A 19,223-nucleotide genomic window follows, 5' to 3' on the forward strand; every position below is an offset into this window, starting at 1 on the left:
GGACTCGGATTTGGCTTTTTATCGGCGCATCGTAGCGATCTTTCTCCTGTGTGGTTGTGCGGTCGGCAGTGCGTGGGCGGACGGCCTTTTTCCCTCCTGGGGCCGCAGCGAGCGGCAATTTCTGGACGTTGCCGAAGTTCTCAAGCTGGACGCTGTGCAGCAGCAGGGCGATTCGTTCTCGGCCGCTGGACACGTTGCCGATGGCTACTACGTTTATCGCCATGCCATCAAGTTGGTCGATGCGCAGGGCCATGAAGTCAGCCTGACGCTTCCGGCAGGAACAGCCAAACACGACGAATTCTTTGGCGATACGGAAATCTATACGGGCGATGCCCTCAATCTGCGCTTTCCCGCCACCGCCCCCGGCCCGCTGACACTGCATTGGCAAGGGTGCGCGGAGGCAGGTATCTGCTATCCGCCGCAGACCATGAATGTGGCATTGCCGGCAGTGGTGGCCGGCACATCCCCGACCGGCAATGACTCCGTACAGCGGAGTTCGGCTTTGACCTCCACCAACACAGTCAGCTTGGGCGGAGCTACCGAGGTGGCAGAGGATCAAGCGGCAGCGCAGCGCCTAGCAGCATTGGGCCCCGTGTGGGGAACACTGCTGTTTTTTGGCTTCGGCTTGCTGCTCGCTTTCACACCATGCTCGCTCCCGATGATCCCCATCGTCTCCACCATGGTCGTCGGCAGCCAGGCCAAGCCGCGGCGGGCTTTCTTCCTCTCTCTGTCCTATGTCCTGGCGATGGCGGGCACCTACGCCGCGGTGGGCGTGGCCGCTGGCTTGGCCGGGGCCAACCTGCAAGCCACACTGCAATCGCCTTGGCTGCTCGGAGCGTTTGCAGCCTTGTTCCTGGTCCTGGCGAGTTCACTGTTCGGCCTGTTCGAGCTGCAGATGCCCTCGGCGCTGATCAATCGGGTCGAATCCGCCGGTAGAGATCGCTCGGGCGGGAGCATCTCCGGCGCGGCGGCGCTGGGCTTCCTCTCGGCGCTTCTGGTCGGGCCTTGCATGACCGCTCCATTGGCAGGCGCATTGCTGTACATCGGGCAGACCGGCAGCGCGGTCTACGGTGGCATGGCCTTGTTCGCGCTGGGTTTGGGCATGGGACTGCCCCTGCTGGCCATCGCCGTGTTCGGTGCCCGGGTCCTGCCACGGCCTGGCGCGTGGATGGACCGCGTGCGCGTGGCATTCGGCTACGTCATGGTGGGCATGGCCGTGATGATGCTGACGCGCTTCCTGCCCGGCACGGTCAGCCTGGTTCTGTGGGGCGCATGGGTCTTGTCGGTGGCGATTGGCCTGATCGCGTGGGGCCAGGCCGTGGCAGCGAAGCATCGGCTGGCATGGTCGCTGCGGTCCGGCGCCGTCTTCGCCGGCTTGTGGTCCATCCTGATGCTGGTCGGCGCGGCCTCTGGCGGCGAATCGGCATTGCAGCCGCTGGCCCACCTGCGCGGTGGTTCGACTTCGCCAGCACCGGCGGCGGGCGGCGTCGCTTACCTGCAGGCGAAATCGGTCGAGGACGTGGATGCGCATTTGGCACAGGCCGCTTCGCGCGGCCAATGGACCCTGATCGACTTCTACGCCGACTGGTGCGTCAGTTGCCATGTGATCGAACGCAACGTATTCGGCGACCCCGCCGTCGCGTCCCGCCTGGCCCGGATGCAGGTCGTGCGACCAGATGTGACGCGCAATGATGCGACCGATCAGGCCTTGCTCAAGCATTGGGGTGTCATGGGGCCGCCCACGCTCATTCTGGTTGGCCCGGACGGTACGGAACGCCGGGACCTGCGCGTCGTCGGTGAGATCGATGCCCGCGCCTTCCTGGTGCGCTTGGACAAGGCAGGTTCCTGATGATCAGCGTAGGTCCGTTCTCCGTCCAAGTCGTTGCCGTCTTCCTGGCCGTCCTGCTGGCCTGGGCGGTGGCGCGCATGGTTGCCAAGCGGTTGCCCGACTCTCCGTACAAGGCGGCCGGCGGAATGTTGCTGGACGCCGCTTTTGTGGGGTTTGTGGCGGCTCGCCTCGGCTACATCGCGCAATGGTGGGAAGAGTACGCGCAGTCGCCGATGTCCATGATTTCCATTGGCGACCAAGGCTTTTCGTGGTGGGTCGGTGTCCTGGCAGCGCTGGCGCTCATCTGGTGGCGCACCCGTGCGGTTCGGGCATTGCGCCGGCCTGTATTGGCGGGAGTTGCGGTCGGACTCGCAGCCTGGTTTGCTACCGGGGGCGTACTGGCTCTGCTGCAGCGCTCGGCACCGCCGTTGCCAGCGTTGACGCTCGCAACGCTCGATGAACAGCCAGTCGTCCTGAATTCCTATGCTGGGCGGCCCGTCGTGCTCAACCTCTGGGCGTCGTGGTGTCCACCATGCCGTCGCGAGATGCCGGTGTTCGAGCAGGCACAAGCGCAGTATCCCGATATCGCTTTTGTCATGGTCAACCAGGGAGAGAGCGCCCAGCAAGCCCGCGCCTTTCTTGAGAGCGAACGCCTGCATCTCAAGGATGTGCTGCTCGACCCCGCTTCCCAGACCATGCAGGCCGTCGCATCGCGAGGCCTGCCCACCACCTTGTTCTTCGATGAGCAAGGACGCCTGGTGGATACCCATCTGGGCGAACTCACGATGGCCAGCCTCAAACACACGGTGTCGCGCCGATTCGCGCCAGCCCAACAGATCAAGACAGACAAGGAGTAACCATGTTTGCACAACGCTCGCACATTTCGTTCCTGCTGGCCGCCAGCTTCATGGTGGTCACCGGCTGCAGCAAGGCAGAGACGGCTGACAAGCCGGCCGTCCTCAAGGCGCTGGAAGGTCAGGGCCTGACCGTCACGCAGGAATTCAAGGTCGGCGGCGGTCTGCGCGCCTTCGCTGCCGTCGCGGGTGACCGGCCCATTGCCGTGTACATCACGAGCGATGGCAATGCCATCGTGGGAACTCGCCTGAACGCCAAGGGCGAGCCAATGGACGAAGCGGACCTGGAAAAGCTGGCCGCCAAGCCGGTCAGCGACAAGGAATGGTCGCAGCTGCAGTCGTCCACCTGGGTGCTGGACGGCAAGGCAGATGCGCCGCGCGTCATCTACACCTTCAGCGATGCCAACTGCCCCTATTGCAACGCCTTCTGGGAAGCTGCACGCCCCTGGGTGGATTCCGGCAAGGTCCAGTTGCGGCACATTCTGGTAGGCATCATCAAGGATGACAGCCCGGCCAAAGCCGCGGCCATTCTTGGCGCGCCTGACCGGAGTGCGGCGTTGTTGACGAACGAGCGGCAGTTTGGCCAGGGCGGGATTACGCCAGCCAAGAGCGTGCCTGCCGATGTGCGCAAGATCCTCGATGACAACCTGGCACTCATGGCGAGCACCGGCTTCCGGGGGACGCCCGGCATCGTTGTACGCGGCCCCAATGGGATCCTCAAGAAGTACAACGGCATGCCGCGAGGGGCGCAATTGGGTGAAGTGCTGGGGCCGCGCTGAACCAGCCGCCCAGGCGCCGAACCTGATGGCCGCTTCTCTCAGCCCGCATCTCAGGCTGCTCAACGGAAATTGCACAAAGGATCATTCACTATGCTCTCGCTGACGGGTGGAGTGCTGGGCCTCATCATCGGAGCCGTGCTGGGATTGACTGGCGCCGGCGGCGGCATCTTCGCGGTGCCGGCGCTGGTGTTCGGCCTGGGCATGGACATCCGTCAGGCCGCGCCCGTGGCGCTGCTCGCCGTGGGAGCAGCGGCGACCCTGGGCGCTTTGCAGGGCTTGCGCCAGGGGGTAGTTCGGTACAAGGCAGCGATGATGTTGGCGGCTGCCGGCGCCGTGACGGCTCCGCTGGGCGTGCAGTTTGCCCACTGGCTTTCGCCTCGATGGCTGAACCTGATCTTCGTCGCCATCATGCTCGTGGTGGCCTACCGGATGTTCATGTCATCTCGCGGCAGCCAGACGCAGGACGATCTGGCTGACGAGCCAGCCCGGGTCTGCAAGATCTCCAAGGACACCGGCCGCTTCGTCTGGAACGTGCGAACAGCGACCACGCTGGGGAGCATCGGCATCGTCTCCGGTTTGGCCACGGGCATGTTGGGGGTGGGCGGCGGATTCATCATCGTCCCGGCTCTGGCGCATTTCAGCGAGCTGCGCATGCACAGCATCGTCGCGACCTCGCTCATGGTGATCGCGCTGCTGTCCGCTGTAACCGTGTTCATCGCGTGGAGTCATGGCATGACGCTCACCGCGCCCGCCTGGACATTCGTTCTCACGGCGCTCGTGGGCATGTCGCTCGGCCGTGTTCTGGCACGCAGGATTCCCTCAAAGATGCTCCAGCGGGTGTTTTCGATCACCTGCGTGGCCGTGGCGGCCCTCATGCTCATGCGCAATGTTGGCTAGAGGTCCGATGTTCGATTAATTGATTGTGGACGGGAAAATTCAATGCAGACAAGGAAAGTAGATGTCGCCATCATTGGCGCGGGAACCGCTGGCAGCACCGCATTCCATGCGCTGAAAGCGACAGGCAAACAGGTGGTTCTGATCGATCGGGGGCCATTGGGGACGACCTGCGCGCGCGTCGGATGCATGCCCTCGAAGGCGGCCCTGCATGCCGGCATGCACTGGAAGGTCGCCAAGGCACTGGCAGCGAGCGCCACGCCATCGACCCAAGGGCCGCAGGCCTTATGGTCCCACGCCCGCCAGACCAGGGATGCGCTGGCCGGCGCCGCCGCGGAGCGCACGCGCAAGGCGGCTGGCGAGAGCCTGATCATGGCCGAAGCGCGCTTCGTCGCGCCGGGCATCTTGCAGGCAGGTGAACAACGGATCGAGGCCAGCGCCTTCATCGTGGCGACGGGCTCTCGCCCGGTGGTCCCCAAAGCGCTCGACGGCGTTGCCTCCCGCATCCTGACCACCGATACCCTGTTCGACCTGGGCGTCCTGCCCGCACGGATGGGAATCCTGGGACTGGGCGCCATCGGGCTGGAACTCGGCCTGGCCCTGTCTCGCTTGGATGTGCAGGTGGTCGCGGCAGACCAGAAAGACGCCATCGGCGGCATCCAGGACCCCGATGTCCTGGAGCGGGCGATCGCCAGGTTCGAGACCGAGTTGCCGATGTGGTTGGGCGCCGCCGTCGAAGTCAGCCTTGAAGGCGACCAGGTGCGCATGCGCGCCGGCGAGCGCGACGCGCTCGTGGATCGGCTTCTCGTCGTGACGGGACGACAACCCAATACCGAGGCGCTCGATCTCGCCGCGGCCGGCATCTCCTTGGATCAGGCTGGCCGACCGAGCATCGACCCCGCGACCATGCAGGCCTGCGGGCCGTCCCAGGTGCCGATTTTCTTCGCAGGCGATGTGCAGCCGGATCGCCCTCTGATGCACGAGGCCGCGGACGAGGGTCAGATGGCAGCGCAAGCCGCACTGGCGAGCTTGCGCGGCGAAAGTTGGCCGGGCGCATCCCGGCGCGTGCCGATCACGATCCTGTTCACCGACCCGGATGCGTGCGCAGTCGGCATGACCTACGAGGCGGCGGTGCAGGAAGGCGCGGTCGTCGGCACCGCGGAAGGCAGCGGCAACGGGCGCTCCAAGATTCTTGGTGCTCCGGAAAACCTGCTGCACATCTATGCCGACCCCGGCTCAGGCGCCTTGCTCGGTGCCAGCATGCTCCTGACGCAAGGCGAGCACCTGGCGCACCTGATCGCTTGGGCGATCCAGGCGAAGCAGACCGTCAACGATCTGCTGGCCATGCCGTACTACCACCCCTCCATCGAGGAGATGCTGCAAAGCGCCTTGAAATCCGCATCCCAGCAGATGCGCCCGTGAACAACCCTTCTGACTGCACCACCGACCGACCATGACCCAAGACACCCAGCGCCCCACATTGAAAGTGATCCTCCACGCACCGACGGCAGAAGCCTTTGAGCGTGCGCGAAGCAATGCAACCAATCTCAAGCGCGCGGCGCCCGATGCCGATGTGCGCATCGTTGCGAACGCGCAAGCCGTCGCCGCCGCCCTGGACACGGCACCTTCCGACCTCGACGCGCTCACCTGGGTATGCCCGAACACACTTTCGCGGATCGGCAGGGACAACAGAGAGCCGCTCGAAGTACTGGACGGGCCTGCTGTTATCGAGATGGCGCGCATGCAGCAAGCGGGATGGATCTACATACGGGCGTAGCACGCGACTGCCGGTTCGGCATGGGGGGGCTGAGACCATGGAATTACGACATCTGCGCTATTTCATGGCCCTGGCTGAAGAGTTGCATTTCACGCGCGCCGCCGAGCGCCTGCACATCGAACAGCCCCCCTTGTCCCGTGCCATCAAAGAACTGGAGGACGAGCTAGGGGTCGTGCTGTTCGACCGGAACCGCCGTGGAACCGTGCTGACGTCGGCGGGTGTTGTCTTTCTTCAAGATATCCGCAGATTGTTCACCGTGCTCGAACAGGCACGCGAAAACGCCCAGGCCGTGGCAGCAGGTTTGCGAGGCAGTCTGCGCATCGCGATTTCCGACGGGGCAATCGATGCTCGCCTGTCGGCATTTCTGGCCCGGTGCCGCGCGGAGGAGCCGGAGATCGAGATACGGCTGTCCGAGGTTCCGCTGGCCGAGCAGTTGCGCGGCCTGCGGTCCGGGGATTTCATGATCGGATTCGCGCATACGGCCGACGTCGGCGACGACATACGGGCTGAGCCCATCTGGCGAGATCCATTGGTCATTGCCGTGCCGGCACGGCACGCACTGCTCGCCCACAAAAAGGTCCCGCTCCAAGAAGTCGGGATCCATCCACTGGTCTTGTGCGATCCCCATGCGTGCGAGGGCTACTGCCGGGAACTGACACGACTGCTGCAGGTGCTTGAGCACAAGTTGAACGTCGTCGAGGAGGTGTCCTCGCTGGACATGATGCTCACCTTGGTCGGTGCTGGTTACGGTATCGGCTTTCTCGCGGCGAGCAAGATTCCGGTTTGCCAACGCCCGGACGTGGTGATCCGTCCCCTGGCCATCGATTCAGCCGTCATCACGACTTACTTGCTGCGGGCCGACAGCAGTGATTTGTCGGCTTCGCTGGAGCGGTTCATCGTTCGCCTACGTGACTCTGCGAGCGGCTGAAGGCCCCGCTGGCAGACACCCTCAAAGATCGGTTTCGGCACGAAGATTGCGCTCGGTGGCCGCCATCAATTCAGCCGCGCTTATCCCAAGTGCTACTGAAATTTTCAGTATGAGGGGCAGCGTGGGCACGTGCTCTCCACGCTCGATCTTGCCCATGTGCGAGCGCGAAATGCCTGCCCGAGATGCGAACTCGTCTTGCGCGACTCCTTGTGCGACGCGCGCAGCGCGCACGGCCTGTCCGAAAGCTGTCGCCGCTGCGGATTCATACGTTGTTGTGCCAGAAGGACGGCCTGGCTGAATGGTTGATTTCTGCATTAGCAGAAGCGTCAAACAATCTGCCAAAATTAACCACGTTAAAGATAACGGCGTTAAACTTCACTCTTGACCACGATGCAAGTTCACCTACTCGGCCAGAACACTTTTTGGGGGCTCGCATGCATGATGCCACCAGCCAGTTTCCCCATCTCAGGCTTGCGATAGCACCTGGGGTGCCATCCTCATGCTTCTCCTCGCTTCTCGCCCTGCAACGCGCGGAAGAGCCGGAAATCACTATCGCGTTCTTTGAGACATCAAGTGACGACCTGGTGACGGGCATTGATGAAGGTCGTTACGACGCAGGAATGTCGCTTCGGGCCGTAAGCGCTCCGTCTCTGAAAAGCCAACCCTTGTGGATCGAGAACATCGCTGTTGCCATGCCATTGTGGTCCCCCTTGCTCGCCCAGACAAAGCTTACGATCGCCGAACTTTTGGACTACCCCGTGTTTCGCTGGCCGGCAGAAAGCTGCTCACTACTGGATCAGCGGCTGTCATCCCTCCCGTCTTTAAGCCGGCAGAGCGTCCAGCATGTGACCTCGTTCGACATGTTGGCGCTATGGGTCGGCGCTGGCTATGGTGTCGGGATCACCGCGCAATCGCGCATCGAGCGCGCTGATGCATGGGGGATCACCGCCCGGCCGCTGGCCGAGGGGCCCTACGAGGTCGTGACTCATCTGCAGCGCCTCAAAGGACGAACTAACGCGGTTTCTGAGCGGTTCGAGCGCAGAGCGATGCAGGTAGCCAAGGATAGTGCAGTCCAATCGAATACCCGATAGCGCGCCCGCGCTGAGCGTTCCCTGATGTGCAGACGCCAGGCGTCCGGCGATCTGCTGGACATGCATGATCGTCTGCTCGATTTCTCGACGGCGCATACCGGCGCCGTGTCCTTCGCTCCCGCACAGCGTGCTGAGCGAACTCATGCAGGCGGTGCAGATGTAGCGCGGGGGCCGTAAGGCCCCCGCGAGGGCTGTAACCCTATGCGCCGTCCAAGGCGACAGCGCTCTCCATCAGCCGGCGAACACTCTGGCGCACCTCTTCGGAGATAGGCCGCGGCGGTACGACCTCGGGAGCATTCGCATGTGGCTCGCTGCCTGCGATGATCTGTACCACCATGCCCAGATTGCTTGGCGTCACGATGTCGATGGCCGCGCGGTCACCCAGGTCGGGATGTGGCTGGGTCAGCATGCGGTAAAGCTCCCATGAATCCGCCTGGGGGTACTGGCGCATGAGCACCTGGGCCAGCTTGTGTTTGAGCGGCACCAGTTGCCAATCGGGAACTCGCTGCCCCCGGTTGCCCAGGCTGATGGAGAGCAGCTTGCCCGCCTTCAACTCGCGGTTGATCTGGTCCTTGGACTTTCCAGCCAACTTGCCGAACAGGGGCACCGGCAGACTGCTCGGCGATTCGTAGATGGCCAGCATTTCCTCGCGCTCGCGCTGGATGGCCGACACCTCGGGTTCTGGCGCATGAGTCGGGGATGGCGGCACCTGCGACAACCGTTGGAAGGTGATGCCCCCTTCGTTCGGCGTCACGACGATGGGGGTGGCCACCACCGGCGGAACGGGAGGCGCAGAGGAAGCTGCAACGATGGCGTCGGGCTTGTCCTCCTCCGCCATGGCCGGTACGCCCTCGATGTGGATAGTGAGGTGCGCGCTGGCCGCTTCGACTTGGCCCTGTTCGAGCAAGTCGAGGCGGTCGGCCCAGTCCTGCATCATCCGGCGGCGCGGTTCCACGTACTTGGCGTGGTTGTAGGCCGAACTCACCTTGTTTGGGTCGGAATGCGAAAGCTGCGCGTCCACCCAAATCTTGGGATAGCCGATCTCGTTGAGTGCCGTCGAGATGGTTCCACGAATACCGTGGCCGGTCAGTTTGTCCTCGTAGCCCATCCGCTTCAAGGCGGCGTTGAGCGTGTTCTCGCTGATGCGCTTCTTGAGTTCGCTGCGGTGCGTCAGCAGGTGGCGCTGGGCGGGCCGCATCACCCCCAGGAGGTAGCGCACGATCTCGATGGCCTGAAGGGACAGCGGCACGATGTAGGGCGGTACGTCCTGCGGCCGCTTCCCCGCTTTGCGCATCTCGTCCTGAAGCTGCTTGACGATCTGCGGGGGGATGATCCAAAGCCCACGGTCGAGGTCGAACTGATCCGGGGTCGCCAGCCGCAGTTCGCCGGTGCGCACGCCGGTCAAGAACAGCAGGCGGATACCGAGCTGGGTTTGCCAGCCGCGCGGGTTGTAGAGCCTGAGCTTCTGGAGGAACTCGGGAAGCTCGGGCAGGTGCAGGTAGGGGTTATGGGTCACCGCGGGCTTGGTGTGCATAAGCAGCTTTCGTGATGCCGAAAGCGTGGGGATTTGAGCAAGAACGGTGATGGACGCTGGAGGGGTTCCCTCAGGGAGCGTGCATGCACGCGCCTGAGGGAAGATGTCGCCTTTATTGTGTCGAGCAATGAAGGAGACCTCAGCAGTGTGCCATGCCTTGCTACAAACGCCAGCGTTTTTTGCCCTGTTGCGCCGGATCGACGAAGACTTGATGAAGGTGGCGCGAGACAGGGGCTGCTGCCATTGCGGCTCTGTGCTGCACAGTGCCAACTATCCGCGTAAGCCGCGCGGATGCCCACCGGCAGCACACCCGGACTGCAATACGCGCCTGAGCCTGTGCTGTGCCGGATGCCGCAAACGCATGACGCCCGATTCGGTGCGCTTTCTCGGCCGGCGTGTCTGGCTGGCCATTGTCCTGGTACTGCGATCGAGCCGTGCCACTGGCGCCTGCCTGGACGGCCTGCCGGCGATCAGTTGGGCCACGCTCAAGCGCTGGCGTCAGTGGTGGACCGAGACCTTCCCCAAGACCCCCGTCGGTCGGTGGCTGCGTGGCCTCATCCCGCCAACGCCCGAGCCGTTCATCTATCCCGACTGCCTGCTGCAATCGGTCGAGCACGACAGCGAAGACGAGCGTCTGGCCGCGGTGTTGCTTCTGCTGCTGGGCCCGGCCTGACCACGCTGGCTGAGGGATGCGCCAGATAGGGGAATCTCCCGCAGAACATGTCGATGGCGGGTCACCCGCACTGCCCGTAGCCTGCTCCCGTTATCCCCCCAACGGAGAGTCATGTCACTATCGATTGATCATCGCAACCGATGGGCGCGCTTGCGCTTCTCGGTCATTGGCCCTTTGCTGGCTTCGCCGCCTGCCAAAGGAGAATTGCAGCAAGCGTTCCAGGCACTGGCCGCCAAGGTCTGGCGGCACCCCATCACCGGCGCCGACGTTCAGTTCGGCGCGTCTTCCATCGAACGCTGGTATTACCGGGCCCGTCACGTCCAGGATCCGGTCGATCAACTCAAGAACCGACTGCGCGACGATTGCGGCCACTTCGTCAGTCTGAGCCCAGCCATCATCGAAGCGCTGGTCGAGCAGTACCGTCAGCACCCCGGCTGGACCATGCAGTTGCATTACGACAACCTGCGCGTCGCGACCAAGGATGGCCCGGACACGCTGCCGTCCTACACCACGGTGTGCCGGTATCTGAAGGCGCAGGGTCTGGTGCGCAAGCCAACCCCGCGCTCGAGCACGGATGGGGCCATCGCTGCTGCGGCTCGCCGCGAGGCACGCGAGGTGCGTAGCTACGAGGTCGACCACGTGGCCGCGCTCTGGCACCTGGACTTCCACCATGGTTCGCGCAAGGTGCTCACCCCCGATGGGCAGTGGCACAAGCCGCTGCTGCTCTGCATTATGGACGACCATTCGCGGCTGGTCTGCCACCTGCAGTGGTTCCTCGACGAGACCACTGCCTCGCTGGTGCACGGCGTCTCGCAGGCGATCATGAAGCGAGGGCTGCCGCGGGCCATCATGACCGATAACGGCGCAGCCATGATGGCCGACGAGTTCGTCGAGGGGCTGGCCAGTCTGGGCATCCTGCACCAGACTACCTTGCCCTACAGCCCATACCAGAATGCCAAGCAGGAACGCTTCTGGGGACAGCTCGAGTCCCGGCTGATGGCCATGCTCGAAGGTGAGTCGCACCTCACCCTGGAGCAATTGAACCTCGCCACGCAGGCCTGGGTCGAGCAGGAATACCACCACAAGGAACACGCCGAACTCGAGGCGACGCCTCTGCAGCGCTACCTGTCCTGTGCCGACGTCTCGCGCCCCAGTCCCGAGGCGCTGGCCTTGCGCCGGGCCTTCCGTATCCGCCAGCATCGCCGCCAGCGCAGAACCGACGGCACCTTCACGTTGGACGGCGTGCGCTTCGAGATCCCCGGCGCTTACCGCCACCTCGAGCAAGTCTGCCTGAGCTACGCGCGCTGGGATCTCTCCCAAGTCGACCTGATCGATGCGCGCATCGGCGCGATCCTGGCCGCCGTGTTCCCGCTGGACAAGTCTGCCAATGCCGACGCACGGCGCGCGCATCTCACGGCCAAGGGTGCCTCGCCTGCTAACGAGGAACCCGCGCAGGCTGGCACTGCGCCGCTGCTGCGTCAGTTGCTCGCCGAACACGCCGCCACCGGCCTGCCGCCGGCCTATCTCCCACCCGCACCCACCAAGCTATGAATCAACCCAACCTGCTGGCCTTGTACGGTCTGAAGTTCAACCCCTTCGCCCAGGACATCCCCGTCGAGGCCGTGTTCGTGCCACCCAAGCTCGATCACTTCTGCTGGCGCATTGAGAACGGTATGGCCCGCGAAGGCGGCTTCGCCATGGTGCATGGCGACCCCGGTTGCGGCAAGAGCGTCACGCTGCGCCTGCTCCATCAGCGCCTCATGCGCGTCCCCGATCTGATGGTCGGCTCGATCGCTCACCCACAGAGCAATCTGGCGGACTTCTATCGCGAGCTCAGCGACATCTTTACCGTACCGCTCAAGCCCCACAATCGCTGGGGCGGCTTCAAGGCGCTGCGCGAGCGCTGGCTCACCCACATGGAGGCCAGCCGCCGCCGCTGCGTGCTGCTCATCGATGAAGCCCAGGAGATGGCGGTGCCAGCCCTCTCGGAACTGCGCCTGCTCGCACAGGCACGCTTCGACTCGCAATTGCTGCTGTGCGTGGTGCTTGCCGGCGACGCTCGCCTGCCGGAGAAGTTCAGCCGCGAGGACCTGATCCCGCTGGGCAGCCGCATCCGCTGCCGTCTGGCGCTGGAGAGTGCGAGCATCGACGAGCTGCAGGCCTGCCTGGACCACTTGCTGGCCGCCGCCGGCAACGCCACCCTGATGACCATGCCATTGCGCCAGACCCTGTGTGAGCACGCCGCCGGCAATTACCGCATCCTGATGAACCTGGCGGGCGAGCTTCTGGCCCAGGCCGCGCAGCGGGAGCTACCGCAGATCGACGAGAAGCTCTATCTGGAAACCTACAGCGCAACCCTGAACCGCCGCGCCAGGCGGTGAGTGGCGCCGTTGGCCATCGCCGCCACGTCCATCAACACAACGACGACATCACCATGACCTTCCACCAGCCATCCGGCATCGCCCAGGGGCTGCCCCTGCTCATTGATGCCAACTGGACGCCCGCGCAGGCCTGGGCTGTGATCGAATTGCTCGACGATCTGCGCGACCGTCTGCATGCTCACTATCAATTGGCCTTGGCCCAGTGGCTGGCCGAAGATCGGCAGGAGCATCCTGATGGCCTTGGCGATCTCGCAGATAACGACTTCTGATCCAGTAACAAGGGGCCCGCCGGGCCCCTTGTTACATCAGTGCCGCTGCTCCGCATCCGGTCCACCGCGATAGATCGCCACGTCCATCAGCGTTGCCCGACGGCACGCAACATTGGTGATGGACGGTGCCGCAGCCGACCATCAATTACCGTGCTCGCGCATCCATCGAATCTCGTGCTCACGCACACTTGGGCTCGGCCACTACGTCCAGGTCCGTGGCCGGATTGGCCTCCATGCCCTCGACGATGACGAGCGCATAGCGGAATAGCTGCCCCAGCCAGGTCCGGACCTTTTCGGCAGTGGTGAAGGCCTCGCGCTTCTCGATCCGCGCCAGGACGCCCAGGAGTTGCGGCCTGCGAATGTCATAGATCGACATCTGCTTGAGGCTGGGCAGCACGTCTTTCTCGAAGATCCGCTTGATCTGCGACAGTGTGCTGTTCCGGCCTTCCTTGAGTTCCTTGGCGCGGTGCTCGACCCAAGCATCGAAGACTGCCTTGAATGTGTAGTCCGAGGCCAGCTTGACCGCATGCCGTTTCTGCTTGCGGTCGGTGTGGGGGTTGATGCCTTGGGCCAGGAGCGCCCTGGCTTCGTCGCGCAAGGTGCGGGCTTCGCGCAGGCCGATCTCGGGATAGTTGCCCAGGGATATGCGTTTTTGCTTGCCGAGCCAGTAGTAGCGCAGGTGCCACGATTTGCCGCCGGTGGGGGCGACCACCAGGCCGAGGCCATCGGTATCGGGGATGCTGTAGGTTTTCTTGGCGGCCTTGGCTTGCCGCACGGTCAGATCAGAGAGTGCCATCATCAAACTCCTAAGTCGTGAGACTTAGGCTCAATGCTGCTGGTCATCCCGATCCAACCCCAGCAACAACCCGGAACCGGCACCACCCGCATTCTCTGGCCTCAATTTTGGCCTCAAAAACGCTGGCTGTCGGTGGATTTCCGTGGCTTTGGCTGGAATGAAAAAAGGGGCCGAAGCCCCTAATTTCAATGACTTACAGACGTCAGTGGAAGTCTGTAGATCAAAACTTGGAGCGGGAGACGAGTCTCGAACTCGCGACCTCAACCTTGGCAAGGTTGCGCTCTACCAACTGAGCTACTCCCGCGTACAACTTTTACTGCTGTGGCAGCTTTGCTGCCATTCCGATGACTTGCACATGCTTCGTCATGTCACCGGATGCCATTAACCTGGAGCGGGAGACGAGTCTCGAACTCGCGACCTCAACCTTGGCAAGGTTGCGCTCTACCAACTGAGCTACTCCCGCAGGGCCCTGCATCTTACCGAAAAGCAGACTATCGCGCAACTTCTTTTAAACGCGCAGCTTTATGCTGCCATTTCGCGCTATGTACCGCTTATCTTGCTGCTTTCGTTTGCGTCGTCAGCAGCGAGAACGAGATTATTGCAAAGGACGATCCGGCTCGTCAACAACTTTTTGCAGCAAATCTCACTTTTGTGTCCGAGCCCCGCTGATGACCTCGCTGCGCTCGCGAATCTGCGGCCAGGCGAGCTTCATGTAATAGAACATCGACCACAACGTGAGCACGGCCGCCAGGTAGATCATCCAGCCACCAAGCAGCGATGCGTCCACACCGAACAGCGCGTCGTTGAACAGCAGCAACGGGATCGCGATCATCTGCACGGTGGTCTTCAGCTTACCAAGGAAATTTACCGCTACGCTCTTCGAAGCGCCGATCTGGGCCATCCATTCGCGCAGTGCCGAAATCGTGATCTCACGCCCGATGATGATCAGCGCGATCAGGTCGGCCACCCGCCCCAGCGCCAGCAACGACAGCAATGCGGCTGTCACCATAAGCTTGTCGGCCACCGGATCGAGGAAGGCACCGAAGGCCGAGGTCTGATTCCAGCGCCGCGCCAGAAAGCCATCGAGCCAATCCGTCACTGCCGCGATGACGAAGAACGATGCCGCGGTGACGTTCTTGGTGTGCATCGGCAGCCAGGCCTCGGGCAGGTAATAAACCCCGACGACCAGCGGGATCATGGCCACGCGAAGCCAGGTCAGCAGAATGGGAATGTTAAGTGGCATGGGCGGTGCTAGGGCAGTGTGTTCCCGGGCAGACAACGCCGGATTGCGATGTCGATTGCCGCGATTGTCGCCGATTTCGGACCCGACACGTAGTTTCGGGCCGAAAACCGCCCAATTCGTGGGCACGCGAGGCTCAGTGCAACTGTCGGTAGATCTCCTCGGCCAGGGTGCGCGAAATGCCTTCAACGCTGGCCAGCTCGTCGATGCTGGCCGCCATCACACCCCGCAAACCACCGAAGCGCGTCAAAAGCTTCTGCCGGCGGCGCGCCCCCACGCCTTCGATTTCCTCGAGCCGCGAAGTGGTGCGTGCCTTGGCCCGGCGCGCGCGCATACCCGTGATCGCGAACCGGTGCGCCTCGTCGCGGATCTGCGCAACCAGCATCAGCGCCGCGCTGCCCTGCCCCAGTTCCAGCGACGGCCGGCCGTCGGCAAACACCAGCGTCTCGAGACCCACCTTGCGTCCCTCGCCCTTGGCCACGCCAACCAGCAGGCCGATATCGAGACCGAGTTCTTCGAACACCTGCCGCGCGACCTCGACCTGCCCCTTGCCACCGTCGATCAGCACCACGCGGGGCATGCGGGGCACACCGTCGCCGCCATCGCCAGCCGGATCGCCACCCGCCTCCTGCAGTTGCTCGACGAGCTTCTGGTACCGGCGCGTCAACACCTGGCGCATCGCCGCGTAATCATCGCCCGGCGTGATATCGGCGATGTTGTAGCGTCGGTACTCGCTGTTCTGCATCTCGTGATGATGGAACACTACGCACGATGCCTGCGTGGCCTCGCCAGCGGTGTGACTGATATCGAAACACTCGATGCGCAATGTCGCCAGATCCTCCAGGTCGAGGCCAATGGTTTCGGCCAGCGCGCGCGTGCGCGCCTCCTGGCTGCCCTGCTCTGCCAGCCGACGAGCCAGCGCCAAGCCCGCACCCTGCGCTGCCATCTCCAGCCAGGTCTTGCGCTGACCCTGAGGCTGGCGCACCAGCGTGATCTTCCGGCCCGCCTGCATCGACAGCGCCTCGACCAAGGCGGAATCGGCCGGCCGATGACTCACCACCACGATGGGCGGCGGTGCCTGATCCAGATAGTGCTGCACCATGAAAGCGGACAGCACGCGAGCGGCGATGCGGTCGATGGGCAACTGATCCGTATCGGCAGCCGCTCCTTCATGCGCGCTACCGTCTGCCTCGTCTCCCTCCTCCACGATCATCGCCGCCTCGTCGACGTGGGCCGGGAAGTACGCCTTGTCGCCGAGATGACGACCACCGCGCACCATTGCCAGGTTCACGCAGGCACGCCCACCCTGCACCGCCACGGCCAGGATGTCGATGTCGCGCGCCTGGCCGACTTCCTCCACGGCCTGCCGCTTGAGCACGGTCGACAGCGCGGCGATCTGGTCCCGAACCGCCGCAGCCTGCTCGAACTCCAGCTGCACCGCATGGGCTTCCATCTTGGATTGCAAACCCTCAAGCACCTCGGTCTCGCGGCCCTGCAGGAAGCGCGCCGCGTTCGACACGTCGCGCGCGTAGTCGTCCTCGCTGATCGCGCCGACGCACGGCCCGGTGCAGCGGTGGATCTGATGCAGCAGGCACGGCCGCGTGCGATTGTTGAAAACCGTATCCTCGCAGGTTCGCAACTGAAAGACCTTCTGCAAGATCTGCATGCTCTCGCGCACGGCGTGAGCGCTTGGGAACGGCCCGAAATACTGGTGCTTGCGATCGGTGGCGCCACGGTAGTACGCCATGCGCGGGAACTTGTGCCCAGTCAGCCTGAGGAATGGATAGGACTTGTCGTCGCGAAACAGAATGTTGTAACGCGGCGCCAGGGCCTTGATGAGGTTGTTCTCAAGCAGCAGCGCTTCCGCCTCGGTCCGCACCACCGTGGTGTCGATGCGCGCGATCTTGGCCACCATCATCGCAATGCGCGGCGACAACTGCGTCTTGTTGAAATAGCTCGAGACCCGCTTCTTCAGGTCGCGCGCTTTGCCGACATAGAGGATGTTGCCGTCGGCATCGAAGTAGCGATAGACGCCAGGCAACCCCGGCATACGCGCCAGGATCGGGCGCGGGTCGAACGCCGGCGCGTCGGACGATTCCGGGGTATCGGATTCGGGCGACGTTGTCTCGGTGGGAGGGACGGGTTCCTGCTCGGGCATCGGGGACGGAAAGTGTGTGACGTAACGCGCCAACGTGGGGCGCTCGCTCTAGAATCGCAAGTTTAGAGCAATTCTCCCGCCGGACTTTCCGCAGGCGGGCACCGTCATCGTCATGCCAATCCGTTCCTGGGACATCTTTTGCACCGTCATCGACAACTTCGGCGACATCGGCGTCTGCTGGCGACTGGCGCGCCAACTGGCGCAGGAGCACGGTCATGCGGTGCGACTGTGGGTCGATGACCTGACCAGCTTTTCCCGACTGGCACCCGAGATTGATGTGACGGCCACCCGCCAGCGGCTGGCCGGCGTGGACGTGCACACCTGGGATCCAAAGCCGGAGGCACCGTTCGAGCCCGTCACGCCACACGACGTGGTGATCGAGGCCTTTGCCTGCCATCTGCCCGAGCCGTTGCAGGCCGCCATGGCCGCGGCCGATCGCAAACCCGTCTGGATCAATCTTGAATACCTGAGCGCCGAGGCCTGGGTGAGCGAACATCATGCGATGGCCTCGCCCCACTCCCGGCTGCCACTGACCAAGTACTTCTTCTTCCCGGGATTTGCACACGGCACCGGAGGCCTCTTGCGCGAATCCATGCTCGGCGCATCACGCGCGGCATTCCTGGACAGCCCGGCCGCGCAAGCCACGCTTTGGCACCGTTTGGGCGTGGAGCCGATCGCAGGCGCCCTGCGGACGAGCCTGTTCGCTTATTCGAACCCGGCCTTACCTGCGCTACTCGAACAATGGCGCGACGGCACGACGCCGGTCCAATGCCTTGTGCCACAAGGATTGGCCGCCACGCAGGCGGGCGGGTGGCTCGGCGCGCCGCTACAGCCGGGTGAATCGCACCAGCGCGGCAATCTGACCATGCAATGCATCCCGTTCGTGCGCCAGGAACACTACGATGAACTGCTGTGGGCCTGCGACATCAACTTCGTGCGCGGCGAGGATTCATGCGTGCGGGCGCACTGGGCCGCCAAGCCAATGATCTGGCACATCTACCCCCAGGATGACCACGCGCACCGCGAGAAGCTCGACGCCTGGCTCGGCCGGTTCTCACGCTCCGGCGTGGTGCCCGAGGCTTCCGCCGCGCTGACGAATTTCACGCACGCGTGGAATGGCTACGGCCATGCACCGGATTGGGCGGCGTTACAGGCACAATTACCCGCCCTCACTTCCGGTATGGACCGCTGGCAGCGGCAGTTGCAGCACTTGGGAGATCTGGCGGCGAATCTCGTGGCCTTCTGCGAAAATCGGGTAAAATAGCCGGTTGATTTTTATGGCGAGCCAAGTTCAAAGGCCCAAGAACAGCAAACGCCGGCTGCGCCCTTCGCCATACCGATTTCCGGGCACCTACAACGATCCCGGACCATTTTTTTCAGGAAAACAGTTCAGATGAAAATCGCACAGGAACTCCGCGTCGGCAACGTGTTCATGATTGGTTCCGACCCGATGGTGGTTCAGAAGGCCGAGTACAACAAGTCAGGTCGTAACGCCGCTGTCGTCAAGATGAAGTACAAGAACCTGCTGACGGAAGCCCCGGGCGAATCCGTCTTCAAGGCCGACGACAAGTTCGAAGTCGTGGTGCTGGAGCGCCGCGAGTGCACGTACTCGTACTTCGCCGACCCGATGTACGTGTTCATGGACACCGAGTACAACCAATACGAAGTCGAGAAGGACAGCATGGGCGACTCGCTGAACTACCTCGAAGACGGCATGGTGGTGGAAGTGGTGTTCTACAACGACAAGGCCATCTCGGTCGAAATGCCGACGACGCTGGTTCGCGAGATCATTTACACGGAACCGGCCGTCAAGGGCGACACCTCGTCGGGCAAGGTGCTCAAGGGCGCCAAGATCAACACCGGTTTCGAACTGCAAGTGCCGCTGTTCTGCAACATCGGTGACAAGATCGAAATCGACACGCGTACCGGCGAATACCGCAGCCGCGCCAACTAAGATCTCTTAGGGCATACGCAAAAAAGGGCAGCTTCGGCTGCCCTTTTTCTTTCCACGGATCCATTCC

17 protein-coding genes, 2 tRNA genes and 2 pseudogenes are annotated in these 19,223 nt (G+C 63.4%); 14 read left to right on the forward strand and 7 right to left on the reverse strand.

What is annotated here, in order from left to right; all coding sequences use genetic code 11:
* Positions 1 to 10: 10 nt before the first annotated feature.
* From dsbD to RMET_RS12035, 7 genes are all read left to right on the forward strand, one after another.
* The gene (gene dsbD / locus RMET_RS12005) at positions 11 to 1,849 is read left to right on the forward strand and encodes a protein-disulfide reductase DsbD (RefSeq protein ID WP_011517004.1); all 1,839 of its coding nucleotides are present in this window, start codon (positions 11 to 13) and stop codon (positions 1,847 to 1,849) included.
* Positions 1,849 to 2,685, forward strand: coding sequence for a TlpA disulfide reductase family protein (locus RMET_RS12010; RefSeq protein ID WP_004350666.1), 837 nt, complete (start codon positions 1,849 to 1,851; stop codon positions 2,683 to 2,685). Before dsbD ends, RMET_RS12010 begins: the two co-directional genes overlap by 1 nt.
* A 2-nt stretch (positions 2,686 to 2,687) precedes the next feature.
* The gene (dsbG, locus tag RMET_RS12015; protein ID WP_003149839.1) at positions 2,688 to 3,461 is read left to right on the forward strand and encodes a thiol:disulfide interchange protein DsbG; all 774 of its coding nucleotides are present in this window, start codon (positions 2,688 to 2,690) and stop codon (positions 3,459 to 3,461) included.
* Between the two features lie 90 nt (positions 3,462 to 3,551).
* Complete coding sequence (locus RMET_RS12020; RefSeq protein ID WP_004350669.1) at positions 3,552 to 4,358, forward strand: sulfite exporter TauE/SafE family protein; 807 nt, start codon at positions 3,552 to 3,554, stop codon at positions 4,356 to 4,358.
* Positions 4,359 to 4,400: 42 nt separating this feature from the next.
* Positions 4,401 to 5,777 (forward strand): dihydrolipoyl dehydrogenase, encoded by a 1,377-nt coding sequence (locus RMET_RS12025; protein ID WP_004350672.1) that lies wholly within the window; start codon positions 4,401 to 4,403, stop codon positions 5,775 to 5,777.
* A 31-nt stretch (positions 5,778 to 5,808) separates the two neighbouring features.
* On the forward strand, positions 5,809 to 6,132 hold the full coding sequence (locus RMET_RS12030; RefSeq protein ID WP_003149844.1) for a hypothetical protein: 324 nt from the start codon (positions 5,809 to 5,811) through the stop codon (positions 6,130 to 6,132).
* Positions 6,133 to 6,169: 37 nt separating this feature from the next.
* Positions 6,170 to 7,060 carry a LysR family transcriptional regulator gene (locus RMET_RS12035; protein WP_004350675.1) on the forward strand — a complete coding sequence of 297 codons (891 nt, stop codon included), beginning with the start codon at positions 6,170 to 6,172 and terminating at the stop codon, positions 7,058 to 7,060.
* A 21-nt stretch (positions 7,061 to 7,081) separates the two neighbouring features.
* On the opposite strand, the gene RMET_RS32260 is transcribed toward RMET_RS12035, so the two are convergent.
* Entirely contained in the window at positions 7,082 to 7,375 is a 294-nt protein-coding gene (locus tag RMET_RS32260; RefSeq protein WP_003149846.1) for a helix-turn-helix domain-containing protein, read from the reverse strand.
* A 119-nt stretch (positions 7,376 to 7,494) separates the two neighbouring features.
* On the opposite strand from RMET_RS32260, the gene RMET_RS12040 reads away from it, so the two are divergent.
* Positions 7,495 to 8,151 (forward strand): substrate-binding domain-containing protein, encoded by a 657-nt coding sequence (locus tag RMET_RS12040; RefSeq protein WP_003149848.1) that lies wholly within the window; start codon positions 7,495 to 7,497, stop codon positions 8,149 to 8,151.
* A 199-nt stretch (positions 8,152 to 8,350) separates the two neighbouring features.
* Here RMET_RS12040 and RMET_RS12045 read toward each other — a convergent pair.
* Positions 8,351 to 9,676 (reverse strand): annotated as a pseudogene (locus RMET_RS12045) (tyrosine-type recombinase/integrase); the annotation flags it as partial.
* A 136-nt stretch (positions 9,677 to 9,812) separates the two neighbouring features.
* Between RMET_RS12045 and RMET_RS32265 the strand changes: the two are divergent.
* The 4 genes from RMET_RS32265 to RMET_RS12065 all read left to right on the forward strand — a co-directional run bounded on the left by RMET_RS32265 (position 9,813) and on the right by RMET_RS12065 (position 13,008).
* Positions 9,813 to 10,358 carry a transposase gene (locus tag RMET_RS32265; RefSeq protein ID WP_124682078.1) on the forward strand — a complete coding sequence of 182 codons (546 nt, stop codon included), beginning with the start codon at positions 9,813 to 9,815 and terminating at the stop codon, positions 10,356 to 10,358.
* Between the two features lie 111 nt (positions 10,359 to 10,469).
* Positions 10,470 to 11,909: an IS481 family transposase gene (locus tag RMET_RS12055; RefSeq protein WP_008651549.1), complete on the forward strand. Its 1,440-nt coding sequence runs from the start codon at positions 10,470 to 10,472 to the stop codon at positions 11,907 to 11,909.
* Positions 11,906 to 12,739, forward strand: coding sequence for an ExeA family protein (locus tag RMET_RS12060; RefSeq protein WP_008651548.1), 834 nt, complete (start codon positions 11,906 to 11,908; stop codon positions 12,737 to 12,739). The genes RMET_RS12055 and RMET_RS12060 overlap by 4 nt, the downstream gene beginning before the upstream one ends.
* Positions 12,740 to 12,792: 53 nt before the next feature.
* On the forward strand, positions 12,793 to 13,008 hold the full coding sequence (locus RMET_RS12065; protein ID WP_011229369.1) for a hypothetical protein: 216 nt from the start codon (positions 12,793 to 12,795) through the stop codon (positions 13,006 to 13,008).
* A 187-nt stretch (positions 13,009 to 13,195) separates the two neighbouring features.
* Here RMET_RS12065 and RMET_RS12070 read toward each other — a convergent pair.
* The 5 genes and pseudogenes from RMET_RS12070 to uvrC form a co-directional block, all read right to left on the reverse strand.
* Positions 13,196 to 13,804 (reverse strand): annotated as a pseudogene (locus tag RMET_RS12070) (tyrosine-type recombinase/integrase); the annotation flags it as partial.
* 228 nt (positions 13,805 to 14,032) lie between these two features.
* Positions 14,033 to 14,108 (reverse strand) — tRNA-Gly (locus RMET_RS12075).
* A gap of 83 nt (positions 14,109 to 14,191) precedes the next feature.
* Positions 14,192 to 14,267: transfer RNA gene (locus tag RMET_RS12080), tRNA-Gly, on the reverse strand.
* Positions 14,268 to 14,447: 180 nt separating this feature from the next.
* Positions 14,448 to 15,047 (reverse strand): CDP-diacylglycerol--glycerol-3-phosphate 3-phosphatidyltransferase, encoded by a 600-nt coding sequence (pgsA, locus tag RMET_RS12085; protein ID WP_011517005.1) that lies wholly within the window; start codon positions 15,045 to 15,047, stop codon positions 14,448 to 14,450.
* 133 nt (positions 15,048 to 15,180) lie between these two features.
* Positions 15,181 to 17,202, reverse strand: a complete 2,022-nt coding sequence (gene uvrC, locus RMET_RS12090) for an excinuclease ABC subunit UvrC (protein WP_011517006.1) — start codon at positions 17,200 to 17,202, stop codon at positions 15,181 to 15,183.
* A gap of 112 nt (positions 17,203 to 17,314) precedes the next feature.
* On the opposite strand from uvrC, the gene earP reads away from it, so the two are divergent.
* The gene (gene earP, locus RMET_RS12095; protein WP_011517007.1) at positions 17,315 to 18,466 is read left to right on the forward strand and encodes an elongation factor P maturation arginine rhamnosyltransferase EarP; all 1,152 of its coding nucleotides are present in this window, start codon (positions 17,315 to 17,317) and stop codon (positions 18,464 to 18,466) included.
* A 129-nt stretch (positions 18,467 to 18,595) separates the two neighbouring features.
* Complete coding sequence (gene efp / locus RMET_RS12100) at positions 18,596 to 19,156, forward strand: elongation factor P (protein WP_008642375.1); 561 nt, start codon at positions 18,596 to 18,598, stop codon at positions 19,154 to 19,156.
* Positions 19,157 to 19,223 lie beyond the last annotated feature (67 nt).

It is taken from the genome of Cupriavidus metallidurans CH34 (assembly GCF_000196015.1).
GTDB lineage: Bacteria > Pseudomonadota > Gammaproteobacteria > Burkholderiales > Burkholderiaceae > Cupriavidus > Cupriavidus metallidurans.